13 protein-coding genes are annotated in these 14,338 nt (G+C 57.2%); 1 reads left to right on the top strand and 12 read right to left on the bottom strand.

Features of this window, described 5'->3' with window-relative positions; translation table 11 throughout:
• Positions 1 to 244: 244 nt before the first annotated feature.
• From lysS to ffh, 12 genes are all read right to left on the bottom strand, one after another.
• Complete coding sequence (lysS, locus tag HCU74_RS05760; RefSeq protein ID WP_168449463.1) at positions 245 to 1,747, bottom strand: lysine--tRNA ligase; 1,503 nt, start codon at positions 1,745 to 1,747, stop codon at positions 245 to 247.
• 75 nt (positions 1,748 to 1,822) lie between these two features.
• Positions 1,823 to 2,921, bottom strand: a protein-coding gene (gene prfB / locus HCU74_RS05755) for a peptide chain release factor 2 (protein WP_168449462.1) whose coding sequence is annotated in 2 segments (ribosomal slippage) — positions 1,823 to 2,845 and positions 2,847 to 2,921 — 1,098 coding nt in all. Because the reading frame shifts where the segments join, the coding sequence is not laid out codon by codon here.
• Between the two features lie 79 nt (positions 2,922 to 3,000).
• Positions 3,001 to 4,722, bottom strand: a complete 1,722-nt coding sequence (gene recJ / locus HCU74_RS05750) for a single-stranded-DNA-specific exonuclease RecJ (protein ID WP_345889657.1) — start codon at positions 4,720 to 4,722, stop codon at positions 3,001 to 3,003.
• A 3-nt stretch (positions 4,723 to 4,725) separates the two neighbouring features.
• Positions 4,726 to 6,123, bottom strand: coding sequence for a threonine synthase (thrC, locus tag HCU74_RS05745; RefSeq protein ID WP_168449461.1), 1,398 nt, complete (start codon positions 6,121 to 6,123; stop codon positions 4,726 to 4,728).
• Between the two features lie 111 nt (positions 6,124 to 6,234).
• The gene (locus HCU74_RS05740; protein ID WP_168449460.1) at positions 6,235 to 7,542 is read right to left on the bottom strand and encodes a homoserine dehydrogenase; all 1,308 of its coding nucleotides are present in this window, start codon (positions 7,540 to 7,542) and stop codon (positions 6,235 to 6,237) included.
• Positions 7,543 to 7,704: 162 nt separating this feature from the next.
• The gene (locus HCU74_RS05735; protein WP_168449459.1) at positions 7,705 to 8,469 is read right to left on the bottom strand and encodes a DsbC family protein; all 765 of its coding nucleotides are present in this window, start codon (positions 8,467 to 8,469) and stop codon (positions 7,705 to 7,707) included.
• A gap of 70 nt (positions 8,470 to 8,539) precedes the next feature.
• A complete protein-coding gene (xerD, locus tag HCU74_RS05730; protein ID WP_168449458.1) occupies positions 8,540 to 9,448 on the bottom strand; it encodes a site-specific tyrosine recombinase XerD in 909 nt (302 codons plus the stop codon).
• A gap of 137 nt (positions 9,449 to 9,585) precedes the next feature.
• Positions 9,586 to 9,948, bottom strand: a complete 363-nt coding sequence (gene rplS / locus HCU74_RS05725; RefSeq protein WP_168449457.1) for a 50S ribosomal protein L19 — start codon at positions 9,946 to 9,948, stop codon at positions 9,586 to 9,588.
• A 47-nt stretch (positions 9,949 to 9,995) separates the two neighbouring features.
• A complete protein-coding gene (gene trmD, locus HCU74_RS05720) occupies positions 9,996 to 10,736 on the bottom strand; it encodes a tRNA (guanosine(37)-N1)-methyltransferase TrmD (RefSeq protein ID WP_168449456.1) in 741 nt (246 codons plus the stop codon).
• A gap of 65 nt (positions 10,737 to 10,801) precedes the next feature.
• Positions 10,802 to 11,335 carry a ribosome maturation factor RimM gene (gene rimM, locus HCU74_RS05715; protein WP_168449455.1) on the bottom strand — a complete coding sequence of 178 codons (534 nt, stop codon included), beginning with the start codon at positions 11,333 to 11,335 and terminating at the stop codon, positions 10,802 to 10,804.
• Positions 11,336 to 11,341: 6 nt separating this feature from the next.
• Positions 11,342 to 11,590: a 30S ribosomal protein S16 gene (gene rpsP / locus HCU74_RS05710; RefSeq protein WP_168449454.1), complete on the bottom strand. Its 249-nt coding sequence runs from the start codon at positions 11,588 to 11,590 to the stop codon at positions 11,342 to 11,344.
• Positions 11,591 to 11,903: 313 nt separating this feature from the next.
• On the bottom strand, positions 11,904 to 13,277 hold the full coding sequence (ffh, locus tag HCU74_RS05705) for a signal recognition particle protein (RefSeq protein WP_168449453.1): 1,374 nt from the start codon (positions 13,275 to 13,277) through the stop codon (positions 11,904 to 11,906).
• 185 nt (positions 13,278 to 13,462) lie between these two features.
• Between ffh and HCU74_RS05700 the strand changes: the two genes are divergently transcribed.
• Positions 13,463 to 14,269, top strand: coding sequence for a cytochrome C assembly family protein (locus tag HCU74_RS05700; RefSeq protein WP_168449452.1), 807 nt, complete (start codon positions 13,463 to 13,465; stop codon positions 14,267 to 14,269).
• Positions 14,270 to 14,338 lie beyond the last annotated feature (69 nt).

The following is a 14,338-nucleotide window of genomic DNA, read 5'->3' as shown; positions in this document are numbered from 1 at the left end:
GCGAGACGCGAGACGCGAGACGCGAGACGCGAGACGCGAGACGCGAGACGCGAGACGCGAGACGCGAGACGCGAGACGCGAGACGCGAGACGCGAGACGCGAGACGCGAGACGCGAGACGCGAGACAGTGTTTTGCCTCCTGGACCTTTCAGTCAAACAGAATCTATAGAATTACGATAAATTCCGCATCCGCTCGGGCCGCCTTTTCCTTAGCGTCTTGCGTCTTGCATCTCGCGTCTAGCCCTTAGCCTTCAGGACGCATATGGGGAAACAGCAACACATCGCGAATGGACGGCGAGTCGGTGAAGAGCATCACCAGACGGTCGATACCAATACCCTCTCCCGCTGTCGGGGGCAGGCCGTATTCCAGGGCGGCGATGTAATCGGCGTCGTAGTGCATGGCCTCATCGTCACCGGCGTCTTTCTCTGCCACCTGAGCCATAAAGCGCTCGGCCTGGTCTTCGGCATCGTTAAGCTCGGAGAAGCCATTGGCCAGTTCGCGACCGCCGACAAAGAATTCAAAGCGGTCGGTCACAAAGGGGTTGTTGTCGCTGCGACGGGCCAGCGGCGATACCTCTGTGGGGTACTCGGTGATAAACGTCGGCTGGTCGAGTTTGTGTTCGACGGTTTCCTCAAAGATTTCGATCTGGATCTTGCCAAGGCCCCAGCTGTCTTTCACCTGCACGCCCAGTTTTTTGGCGATAGCAGTAGCCTGCTCAATATCGCTCAGCTGTTCGGCGGTAATATCGCTGTTGTACTTCAGCACCGAGTCGAAGACCGACAAGCGGGTAAACGGCTTGCCAAAGTCGTATTCACTGCCCTGGTATTGCAAGGTCGTGGTGCCGAGGACTTCCTGTGCCACATGGCGCAGCATGTTTTCGGTCAGGTCCATCAGGTCCTTGTAATCGGCATAGGCCTGGTAGAATTCGATCATAGTGAATTCGGGGTTGTGCCGGGTCGACAGACCCTCGTTGCGGAAATTGCGGTTTATTTCAAACACCCGCTCCATTCCACCGACCACCAGACGCTTGAGGTACAGCTCCGGCGCGATACGCAGGTACATATCCATATCCAGCGCGTTGTGGTGAGTCACGAAGGGACGCGCACTGGCGCCGCCGGGAATCACCTGCATCATCGGGGTTTCGACTTCCACAAAGTCCTTTTGCTGGAGGAAGTTGCGGATTGAGCTAATCATCTTCGAGCGGATCGCAAAAGTCTTGCGCGACTGCTCGTTCATAATCAGATCAACGTAGCGCTGGCGGTAACGCATTTCCTGATCTTGCAGGCCGTGGAATTTATCCGGCAACGGGCGCAGGGATTTGGTCAGCAGACCACCCTCTTTCATATACACGTACAGGTCGCCCTTGCCAGACTTGTGCACCGGGCCCTTGGCAAAAATGATGTCGCCGATGTCCCAGGTTTTGATTTCTTCGGTCAATTCCGCAGGCAATTGCTTCTTGTCGATATAGGTCTGAATGCGACCGGTCATGTCCTGCAACACCATAAATGGCCCACGTTTGGCCATGATGCGACCGGCAACACTCGCCTGACGATCCAATGTCTCAAGGCTTTCCTTGTCCTGCTCCCCCAGCTCCTCCTGCAACTGCTGCGCATAGGCATCGCGACGAAAGTCATTGGGGAAAGGGTTGCGCTTGTCACGAATGGCCGCGAGCTTGGCACGGCGCTCCGCGATCAGACGATTCTCTTCCTGTACGGCTTCCTGTGGGTCGTTGTGTTGTTCTGACATGGTTAAATCCTTGAGGCGGATGCTGCAACAGGCGGCATCGGGTAATTCAATTCAGTGGCCCGGCGAGGCGCCAACTTACAGACCAAATTTCAGGCTGGCTTCGATAAACATATCCAGGTCGCCGTCGAGCACCGCGCCGCAATTGCTGGTTTGCACATTGGTACGCAGGTCTTTGATGCGCTGATCGTCCAACACATAGGAGCGAATCTGGCTGCCCCAGCCAATATCCGACTTGCTGTCTTCCAGTGCCTGGGCGGCGCTGTTGCGCTTTTGCATTTCCAGCTCGTAGAGGCGCGCCTTCAGCATTTTCCAGGCGTTGTCGCGGTTCTGGTGCTGGGAGCGTTCGCTCTGACACTGCACCACAGTGTTGGTGGGCACGTGGGTCAAACGCACAGCGGAGTCGGTTTTGTTGACGTGCTGACCACCGGCACCGCTGGCCCGGTAGGTATCGGTACGCACATCCGAGGGGTCGATATCAATTTCAATATCGTCGTCGATTTCCGGTGACACGAAGATCGAGCAAAACGAGGTGTGGCGACGATTGCCTGAATCGAATGGCGACTTGCGTACCAGACGGTGCACACCGGTTTCCGTGCGCAACCAACCGAAGGCATATTCACCCTGCACATGGATAGTCGCGCTTTTAATACCCGCCACCTCCCCTTCCGAGGCTTCTACCAGCTCAGCCTTGAAGCCCTTGTCTTCACACCAGCGCAGGTACATGCGCAGCACCATATTGGCCCAATCCTGGGCTTCGGTACCGCCAGAGCCAGACTGAATATCCACGTAGCAGTTGTTGGCGTCCATTTCACCGGAAAACATGCGGCGAAACTCCAGCTTGGCCAAGGTTTCCTCGAGACGGGCAATTTCCTCTTCTACCGCTGCCAAGGTCTCTTCGTCGTCTTCTTCAGCGGCCATTTCCAGCAGTTCGGCGTTATCCGCAAGGCCCGCATCCATTTCGTCGATGGTGGCGACCACCGCTTCAAGGCTGGCCCGTTCACGGCCCAGCTCCTGTGCGCGGGCGGGGTCTTCCCACACAGTGGGGTCGCCCAGTTCCAGCTCAACCTCGGTTAGACGCTCTTTCTTGTTAGCGTAGTCAAAGATACCCCCTAAGCGTGTCGGTACGCTCAGTCATGCTTTTCAGGGCGTTGCGCAAAGGGTTGATTTCTAACATGGGTTTCGCTTCCAGACCACAGGGGGAAAAGGCGGGCATTTTACCTGATGCCGCCCCCCGCGGAAAGCGGCGACAGTCCTCACAATGGCCGGATGTGGTCCACCAGCAGTTGCAGGGACAGGCGCTCGCGCCAGAGATTGGTATCGAGTTTGTACACCAGTTCAACCTCGGTAACCGCCGGCGCAGGCCACTGGGCGACATCGACATTAAAGGCGATGGCGTCGATCAGGTGGCTGTCTTGGCCGATGGGGCTGAGCACCATTTTCAGGTGGCGCTCGCCGACAATGCGTTGCTGCTGCAGGCGAAAACGGCCGTGGAACAGCGGTTCCGGAAAGGCCTGTCCCCAGGGCCCGGCATTGCGCAGTAATTCGGCATTGTCCAGAGACAGCGCCTCGGCGTCCAACTCGCCGTCGCTGAGCACGACGGCTTCCAGCTGGTCTTCACTCAACTGTTCGCTGACCGCACTAACAAAAGCCTCTGTAAAGGCGTCAAAATCTGCCTTGGCCAGGCTCAGCCCCGCCGCCATCGCATGACCACCAAATTTACTGAGCATTTTGGGATGGCGCTTGGCAACAATATCGAGAGTGTCGCGCATATGCAGGCCGGGAATCGACCGCGCGGAACCTTTGATTTCGTCGTTGTCGGCTTCGGCGAAAGCGATGACCGGGCGGTGAAACTGATCCTTGATACGTGAGGCCAGGATCCCAACCACCCCCTGGTGCCAGCTGGCCTCAAACAGGCACAGCGCAGCGGGAACCCGGCTGCGATCGATATGTAAATGGGACAGCGCACGCATGGCGTCGTCCTTCATACTCTGCTCTATCGCCCTGCGCTCGCGGTTGAGATCATCCAGTTCCGCCGCCATTGCCAGTGCCGTGGCCGGATTGTCCTCCAGCAGGCAGCGTATACCAACGGTCATATCATCCAGGCGACCGGCAGCGTTTAAGCGCGGCCCCACCGCAAAGCCGAGGTCGCTGGCCACAAGGCGGGAGGGCTCCCGCCCGGCGACCTTCAACAGGGCACTGATACCCGGCCGACACTGGCCCGCACGGATTCGCCGCAGGCCCTGCTCTACCAGAATACGGTTGGCATGACTCAGTGGCACCACATCGGCCACGGTGCCCAGGGCAACCAGATCCAACAAGCTGGCCAAATTAACCGCGCCACCAGGCAGTTGCAGCGCCCGCAAGCGGGCGCGCAGCGCCAGCAGCACGTAAAACATCACCCCTACACCGGCCAGAGATTTGTCCGGAAAGGGGCACTGGGGCTGATTGGGATTAACGATCGCCGCAGCGGCAGGAAGGGTATCGCCGGGCAGGTGGTGGTCGGTGACCAACACCGGTATGCCGAAGTTCGCCGCGGCCGCCACCCCGTCGATACTGGAAATGCCATTATCGACGGTAATAATCAAATCGGGCTGGCGTTCGGCGGCAACCGCGACAATTTCAGTGCTTAAACCGTAACCGTACTCGAAGCGATTAGGCACCAGAAAATCGACGTGTTGTGCCCCCAAAGCGCGCAGACCAAGCATCGCCACACTGGTGCTGGTCGCACCGTCGCAATCAAAATCGCCCACAATCAGCAGGCGCTTGCCCTGCACAATGGCATCGCTCAACAGTTCAGCGGCCTGCTCCAGCCCCTTCATTTCCGGCGCTGGCAACGCGGCCAAACCCAGCTCCAGCTCGGCCTCGCTGGCAATATTGCGCGCTCGGTAAAGCTGCGACAGCAGCGGCGGCACGGCGCTGAAGGCCGCCGCATCCTGCGCGGCCTCTCGTACAACTATGCGGGGAAACTCCGCCACCAATCAGGCGCGAGTGTTAGCGCGAATAAAGCTCTGAACAGCGGATATATCGTTGTCCAATACTTCGTAACGCTCATCCAGATCAAACAGGTCGGCCATATGGTGCGGCAGTGGCGGCGCCGAGGGATAACCTGCCTTCATCACCGCTTCGGGGAATTTGGCCGGGTGGGCCGTGGCCAGCGTTACCATAGGGATATCGCGGTTCTGCCAGCACTGACGGGCCGCCTCTACACCAATCGCCGAATGGGGGTCGAGCAGGTATTCGCTGTCTTCATATACCTTGGCAATGGTGGCCACAGTGGCATCGTCATCAACGCTGTAACTGCTGAACAACTCCCGTACCCGGTCAAAGGCGGCAGCGGGAATCGACGTCGTTTCAGTGTTCATTCGCGTCATCAAATCATCGATTGCCGCACCATCGCGATCGAAGCAATCGAACAACATCCGCTCGAAGTTACTGGACACTACTATGTCCATGCTAGGCGACAGGGTGTGCTGCAACTCGTGTTTTTCAAATTGGTTGTTGCTGATGAAACGATGCAGAATATCGTTGCGGTTGGTCGCCACCACCAGTTGCTCAATGGGCAGACCCATTTGCTTGGCCAGGTAGCCCGCATAGATATCACCGAAGTTGCCGGTGGGCACCGAGAAACTGACCTTGCGGTCCGGCGCGCCCAAGGCATAGGCCGCATAGAAGTAGTAAACAATCTGGGCCATGATCCGCGCCCAGTTAATCGAGTTTACCGCTACCAGCTGACGTCCTTCGGGCAAAAAGCCCTGATCGGCAAAGCTCGCCTTGACCATCGCCTGGCAGTGGTCGAAATGCCCCTTCAGCGCAATATTGTGAATATTCTCACCCTGCACCGTGGTCATCTGACGGCGCTGAACCTCGGACACCCGCTGGTAGGGATGCAGAATAAAGATATCGACGTTCTTGCAGCGCTTAACACCCTGAATAGCCGCTGATCCGGTATCACCGGAGGTGGCACCCATCACGACCACTTTCTGCTGGCGCTTTTCCAGCACGTAGTCCAACAAACGACCCAGCATTTGCAGGGCGAAATCCTTGAAGGCCAATGTCGGCCCCTGGAATAGCTCCAGCAGCCACTCGTTGTGACCCAATTGCACCAGCGGCGCGATGGCCGGGTGACGGAAGTCGGTGTAGCTGTCGTCGATAATGGCCTTCAGGTCGGCATCGGGGATTGAACCCGCAACGAAAGGCTGAACAATCTCAAAGGCCAGCTCGGTGTAGGACAGTGAAGACCACGCCGCGATCTGCTCCTTCGAGTAGCTCGGCAGGCTTTCCGGAACATAGAGCCCGCCGTCCGGTGCCAGACCGGTCAGCAGAACATCTTCAAAATTCAGTGCGGGCGCCTTGCCCCGGGTGCTTATGTATTTCACGTATTCGTTCTCTTCAATTCTTGATCAACGCAGATGGCCGGGCGGAACACCGGGTGCCCGGAGCCTTGCCGGCTTACTGCAATTTAGCCAGCGCCGCCGGTCAGGATTGCTTTATCCCGCCAGGCTTTCAACGCGAATGCGCGTTACTTCACCAACGATCCCTTCCAGCCCTTCGATACGACTCACCGCCGCGGAAAGGCGTCCTTCAATAGTGCGATTGGTGAGGATAATCATCGGCACCAGATTCGCACCCTCGGGCGGCTCTTTCTGGATCAGTGCCTCGATGCTGATGCCATCATCGCTGAGGATTTGTGCCACCCGTGACAGAACACCGGGCTTATCCAGCGCTGACATGCGGAGGTAGTAGGCGGTTTCCACTTCGGAAATCGGCAGTACCGGATGACTGCTCAACGACCCGCTATGGAAGGACAGATAGGGCACTCGATGCTCCGGCTGCGCCGTCAAGGTCCGCGCCACGTCGACCACATCGGCCACAACCGCCGATGCGGTGGGCTCACTGCCGGCACCTGCGCCGTAGTAAAGCGTTGGACCGACCGCATCCGACTGCACCAGCACAGCATTCATCACGCCATTTACATTGGCGATCAGGCGTTTTTCCGGGATCAACGTGGGGTGTACCCGCAGCTCGATACCCTGCTCGGTATCGCGCGCAATCCCCAGGTGTTTGATACGATAACCCAGCTGTTCAGCATAGGTGACGTCTTCCTGGGCAATACGGCTGATGCCTTCGGTGTAGACCTTGTCGAATTGCAGGGGGATACCGAAGGCCAGCGAGGCCAGAATGACCAGCTTGTGAGCGGCATCGATGCCTTCCACGTCGAAGGTCGGGTCGGCCTCTGCGTATCCCAGTGCCTGAGCCTCGGCCAGCACGTCATTGAAGTCGCGGCCCTTCTCGCGCATTTCGCTGAGAATAAAGTTGCCGGTGCCGTTGATGATGCCCGCCAGCCATTGAATTTTGTTACCTGCCAGACCTTCACGCAGGGCTTTGATAATGGGGATACCGCCAGCAACCGCCGCCTCGAAGGCGACCGTTACGCCCTGCTCCGCCGCCGCCGCAAAAATTTCGTTGCCGTGCTCTGCGATCAAAGCCTTGTTGGCGGTAACCACGTGCTTGCCATTGGCGATGGCCTTGAGCACCAGCTCTTTGGCCACGGTGGTGCCACCGATCAATTCGACGACAATGTCGATGTCGGGGTTTTCTGCTACCGCAAACACATCACGGCTCACCGGTGTGTTGCCGATATCACAATTGGGATTATCGCGACGGGCGCCGATCTGACTCACAGTAATCTCTGCACCGACACGCGCTGCAATTTCAGCCGCGTTGCGGGTCAATACGGCATAGGTGCCGCTACCTACTGTTCCCAGACCACATATTCCTACTCTGACCGGATTCACCGCCGCTCCTCATTTTAGCCAATACACAAGACCGCTCCGTTCGAGACCGGAGCCAATGGGGCATTTTATGCTATCAGAGGGGGGTAAGGCCATGCTGCGGCCAAAAGAAGCTCGCCGCTGGTGTGGATTTATTTCAGCGGCGAGGGAGCAACGACGGGCGACTTACTGCAAAACGATGGCCGTCAGCTCATCGGCGGGCTTGTAACCGGGAATCAGGAAACCATCTTCGGTGATAATCGCCGGCGTTCCGGTCACACCCAGCTTGCCACCCAGTTTGTACTGCTCGGCGACCGGATTAGCACATTCTCTGGGCTTGATCTCCTGGCGGGATTTCAGCGCCGTCATCGCAGCTTTGCGATCGTCGGCACACCAGGCGGAAACCATCTTTTTGGAGGTTGCCGCATGCAGCCCCTGACGCGGATAGGCAAGATAACGCACCTCAATGCCGTTAGCGTTGAGCTGGGGCACCTCGGCGTGCAGCTTCTGGCAATAGCCGCAATCCACGTCAGTGAACACGTAAATGGCACCCTTGGCTTTACCCTTCGGACTAAAAATAATCATATCTTCGCGTTTTTGCGCGGCCAGCAAGGCTTCGCGCATAGGCTGCATCCGTTTCACCGCCACATTTTCAATGCCGCTTTCACCCATTTCATACAGGTCGCCAACAATAAAAAATTGACCGTTGGCACTGGAGTAAAGTGTCGGACCGTTCTCCATTTCGACTCGGTAAACACCGGACATTTCACTGGGCACCACCTCTTCGATGATTAAATCGGGGCGACTCTTCTGAAAGGCCTTGCGAATAGCGGTATCGGCCGCCTTATCGACAAAGGTTTCAGCCGAGGCGGACAGGGGCGCAGTCAGGGCGACACAGACTGCGAGTCCGCGCAGGGCGGCATGTAACACGGTACTAACAGGGATATTCAACGAACTTCTCCATTCTCATCGGGGCAAACGGCGGGGGACATAATGTATGAACGCAATCTTCCGCTCAAGTTCATCCCCGCGGATGATGCCGACTGTGCAAGGTTTTCATGCGCTCGCGCGCTACATGGGTATAAATCTGGGTCGTGCTCAGATCGCTATGCCCCAGCAATAATTGCACAACACGCAGATCAGCTCCATGATTAATCAGATGTGTTGCAAAGGCATGGCGCAATGTGTGCGGTGAAATCGTGTTTTGAATCCCTGCACGGGTCACGTAGATTTTAATTCGATACCAGAAGGTCTGACGGGTCATGACACGCCCCCGGCGACTGGGAAACACCACATCGGACTCGCCATCGGCCAACAGTGCCGGGCGCGCCTCACGCAGATAGCGTTGCAAGTAATGCAGAGCTTCTTCGCCAATGGGCACCAGTCGCTCTTTATTGCCCTTGCCAGTCACCCTCACCACGCCCTGGGACAGGGCAATTTGCACGAAGCGCAGACTGACAAGTTCGGTAATACGCAAGCCGGCCGCATAGAGCATCTCCAGCATCGCGCGATCGCGCAGCTCCAGTGGGTCGTCAAGATCAGGCGCCGCCAACAGCGCCTCAACATCGCTTTCGCTCAGGGATTTGGGCAGTGGACGACCCTGCACAGGTGAATCGACATTGGCCACAGGGTCATCACTCAGACGCCCCTCGCGAAGCTGATAGCGATAAAACCCCCGCAAGCAGGACAGCTGGCGGGCCATGCTGCGGGCCGACTTTCCGGACTCCCGCTGTGCACCGAGGAATTCCATCACATCCGCCTGGGTCACCGTCAACACATTGCGCTGTCGCGCCGCCAGCCAGGCCGACCACTGACTCAAATCCCGGCGGTAAGACTCCAGGCTGTTCGCACTCAGCCCTCGCTCCAACCACAGGGAGTCAATATAACGGTCTATAACCGGGCGATCTTCGTCGCTGGCGTGCAGCGCCATGATGTCTGTCCAAAGCAAAAAAAACAGTGTAGCCCGCAACACCGCCCGCGACCAAACTGCCCTGGCAGAACGCAAAAAAGGCAGCCTGAGCTGCCTTTTTGAAATGCTGCGGCCGATTACCGACCGACCAAAGAGCCTTAGCCCTTGGTTGACAGCTTCTCTTTGATACGCGCTGAACGACCGCTGCGCTCACGCAGGTAGTACAGTTTAGCCTGACGAACGTCGCCGCGACGCTTGACCTGAATGCTGTCAATAAGCGTGCTGTATGCCTGGAAAGTACGCTCTACGCCAACACCGTGGGAAATCTTGCGCACAGTGAAAGAAGAGTTCAGACCGCGGTTGCGCTTGGCAATCACGACGCCTTCGAAAGCCTGAAGACGCTCACGCGTTCCTTCTTTAACTTTAACCTGAACGACAACGGTGTCACCGGGGCTGAATTCCGGCAGCTCTTTGGCGGTCTGCTCCGCTTCCAGTTCGGCGATAATTTTGTTGGTGCTCATGGCGTGCTCCTAGATTTAGTGTTGGTAGCTTCACAGCTAGCTGTCTGTTAAGTGTTGCGCTCGCGAATATATTCCGCCAGCAGTGTCTTTTCTTCGTCACCCAGTTCCCGCTGTTCCAGCAGATCCGGGCGCCGCTGCCAGGTTCGACCCAGTGCCTGCTTCAGGCGCCAGCGTCGTATTGCCTCGTGATTGCCGCTGAGCAGTACCTCGGGAACCTGCTCACCGCCATACACCTCTGGTCGAGTGTAGTGCGGGCAATCCAGCAGCCCCTCCGCAAAGGAGTCCTGCTCCGCCGACTGTTTGTGCCCGAGAACGCCGGGCAGCAATCGACTAATTCCGTCAATCATCACCATCGCAGCCAGCTCACCGCCGCTGATGACATAATCTCCAATCGACCATTCTTCGTCGATTTCCCGTTGAATCAGGCGTTCATCAACACCCTCATAACGGCCCGCCAACAACACCAGCGACTCATTCTGCGCCAGTTCAGCCAGTCCCGCTTGCGTAAGCGGCCGGCCCTGTGGTGACAGATATACCGTCCTGGCTTTACCGGGCAGCCCGCGTCGGGCTTCGGCAATTGCCTGGGACAGGGGTTCGGCCATCATCACCATGCCAGGACCACCGCCGTAGGGCCGATCATCCACTGTTTGGTGACGATCACTGGTGTACTGCCGCGGGTTGATGCACTGCAAACCCAGTAAACCCTTTTGAACTGCTCGCCCGGTAACGCCGTAATCGCTTACCGCCGCGAACATTTCAGGAAACAGCGTCACTATTGCTATATCCATGACACCGCCTCAATACTTGTCTTCGTAAAGCCAGCAATCCTGCTGGACTGCCGCTTCAATCCGCCCTAGAACTCCGGGTCCCAATCGACGGTCATTTTGCCATTCGGCACATCTATCTTCCGCACAAACTGATCCGGCACATAGGGAATCAGTCGCTCTCGGCTGTCGATACTGCCCTCACAAGCCTTAAGTACCAACACATCGTTAGCACCGGTTTCCATCAGATGATCCACCTGACCGAGCAACTGTTCCGGACTATCGTGCTGATATACCTTCAGGCCAATCAGCTCGTGCCAGTAGTACTCGCCTTCGTCCAGCGCTGGCAAGGTCTCAGCGACAATTCCCAGCTCCAGACCGCAGTATTCCCGGGCCAACTCACGATCATCGACGCCCTGCAGGTGAGCAACAATGCCCTTGCCGTGCATACGACTCTCGTCTATTTCGATTGGCTGCCAGCGCCCCTTCTTGCGAATAACGAAGCCGGAGTAATCGAAAAAATTACTTATCGGGTCGGTAAAAGCATGTACTTTCACCCACCCTTTCACCCCGTAGACGGTGGTGATTTTGCCAATCACCACAAAATCAGCCGAGGTAGACACCTGCGCTTACTCTGCTGCGGGCGCTTCTTTAACCAGCTTGGCAACACGATCAGACAAACGTGCGCCCTGGGCTACCCAATGCTCAACACGGGCAGTGTCAATGCGAAGGCGCTCTTCGTTACCACGGGCAACGGGGTTAAAGAAACCAACGCGCTCGATAAAACGACCGTCACGTGAAGTGCGGCTGTCTGTAACTGTCAGGTGGTAAAATGGGCGCTTCTTAGAGCCGCCACGTGCCAAACGAATAGTGACCATTCTTGTTCCAGTTCCTAGCTTTTGGGCAGATTGTTGCCAACCCGCTGCGAAAATTCGAGCCTGTTTATCGACCCGGAGCCGTAAAGGCGCGGAATTATAAGGGAAAGTAGCGCTGGATGAAACTGTTTTTTCGGTCGATTCACCACTGATCGAAGCAACCCGGCACTGAGTGTATATCGCCAGATGCGGGAGAGGCTGGACGGGGGACGGGAGACGCAAATGACGCCTTTGCAAGCACCTCGTCAAGCGGCCCGCTCAAACCAACGCCAGTGGACTGCTTTTGCGCCCCCATACACCACCTCCCGTCCCTACGTCACATTCCGGGGAAACGCCCACCACCGGGAGGCATCATTCCTCCCATGCCGCGCATCATGTTCTGCATCCCGCCCTTCTGACCCATTTTCTTCATCATCTTGGCCATTTGCTTGTGCTGTTTCAGCAGACGGTTGAGATCCTGAATCTGGGTGCCGGAACCGGCGACGATACGCTTTTTACGCGAGCCGTTAAGCAGGTCGGGATTGCGGCGCTCGGCGGGGGTCATGGAATTGATAATGGCTTCCATCCGGGTAAACATCTTGGTGTCCAGCTGGCTTTGCGCCGCCTGAGCCATATTGCCCATCCCCGGCAATTTGTCGAGCATACCGGTGATGCCACCCATGTTTTGCATTTGTTGCAGCTGATCACGCAGATCTTCCAGATCGAATTTCTTGCCTTTTTTCAGCTTCTTGGCGAGTTTTTCTGCCTTGGACTTGTCGAGTTTGGCTTCCGCCTCGTCGATCAACGACAGAATATCCCCCATTCCCAGAATACGAGAGGCCACCCGGTCGGGGTAGAAGGGGTCGAGAGCGTCGGTTTTTTCACCCACCCCAAGGAATTTAATCGGCTTGCCGGTGATATGGCGCACCGACAGAGCCGCACCACCACGGCTGTCGGCATCGGCCTTAGTCAGTATGACCCCGGTCAGCGGCAGCGCCTCGCCAAAGGCCTTGGCGGTGTTTGCCGCGTCCTGCCCGGTCATGGCATCGACCACAAACAGGGTTTCCACCGGCGTGATGGCCGCGTGCAAGCCCTTGATCTCCTCCATCATATCGGTATCGATATGCAGGCGACCCGCGGTATCGACGATGACGACGTCATAGAAGCGCAATTTGGCTTCTGCAATGGCCGCCCGACCGATGTCGATGGGGTTTTGCTCTGTGGTGCTGGGAAAGAAATGCACACCAACGTCGTTAGCCAGAGTTTCCAGCTGTTTGATGGCCGCGGGCCGGTATATATCAGCACTGACCACCAACACTTTCTTTTTTTCTTTTTCTTTCAGGTATTTAGCCAGCTTCCCCACGGAAGTGGTCTTACCCGCACCCTGCAGGCCTGCCATCAGGATTACCGCTGGCGGCTGGGTGGAAAAATTCAGCACTTCATTCTTGTCGCCCATGATATGTTCCAGCTCCTGCTGGACTATCTTGACGAACATTTGCCCCGGGCTCAGGCTTTTGCTTACCTCCTGCCCCACCGCGCGCTGGCGCACGGCCTCGACAAAGTCCTTGACTACTGGCAGTGCAACATCGGCTTCCAGCAGTGCCATACGCACATCGCGCATGGCATCCTTGATATTGTCGTCGCTGAGCCGTGCCTGCCCGGTAACATGGCGCAGGGTTTGCGATAAACGTTCGGTAAGGTTTTCAAACATACTTTTCGCTCTATATTTCCGGAATTTCGGCTCGTTTTCATCGCCGTATCGACAGGCTGCGGCGAAGACGCTTACAATCAGCCTCACAAAAACGCGCGCGTTGGGCAGTTTCAAAGAGGGCGAAGTATACCCGAGTCGGGAGCCAAGCCCAACGCGAAGAAAAGGAATCCGGCAAAGCCGTTTGCATGAATACAGCCAGCAGTCTTATAGCCATCGCTCTTTACTTGCTCGCAACCCTCTTGCAGGTTCGGCGATTACAGTCAGACAGTCCGTCTGGCAGCCAGCATTTAAGCCGCGGCAGCATGGCCAGCGGCCTGTTCGCCGTGGTTAGTCACGGCGTTGCCGCCGTCACCGCCATCGCCACCCCCCAAGGGGCCGATCTGGGACTGGCTCAGGTGCTGTCCCTGCTCAGTGGGCTGATCTGTCTTATTATCCTGCTCACCAGCTTCCGCCGCCCCCTGCATAATCTGTTGCTGGCGATGTTCCCCCTCGCGGCGCTCACCCTGCTGATCGAAGTAATCCTACCCGGCAACCCAGACAAGGGTGAGCAGTATTCGATCGGCATGTACAGCCATATTTTGCTGTCGATTCTCGCCTACAGCACCATCACTGTGGCGGCGGTACAGGCGATTGTTCTGGCCGGACAGGACCGCATGCTGCGCCAGCATCAACTGCGCGGCCTGCCGAGCTTGCTGCCGCCACTGCAAACCATGGAAGCCATGCTGTTTGAGCTGATCACCGCCGGCGTGCTCCTGCTGACCCTCGCCATTTTGACCGGCGCCCTGTACGTCGAAAACCTGCTCGCCCAGCACCTTCTGCACAAGACAGTGTTCTCGGTTATTGCCTGGATACTGCTGAGCACTCTGCTGTGTGGCCGTGTCGCCCTGGGCTGGCGCGGCCGCACCGCCATACGCTGGACGCTGTGGGCCTTTGCCAGCCTGCTACTGGGCTATATAGGCACCAAAATTGCGCTACTACTGATCAGTCCGTGACAGAAAATGCCACAGGATATTACCGATTGACCGCGCTTTTGCTTGTGCCGCTGGCTATTTTTCTTCAAG

Source organism: Spongiibacter thalassae (assembly GCF_012272835.1).
In the GTDB taxonomy this organism is placed as follows: domain Bacteria; phylum Pseudomonadota; class Gammaproteobacteria; order Pseudomonadales; family Spongiibacteraceae; genus Spongiibacter; species Spongiibacter thalassae.
This window is presented reverse-complemented; position numbering and strand designations above follow the sequence as displayed.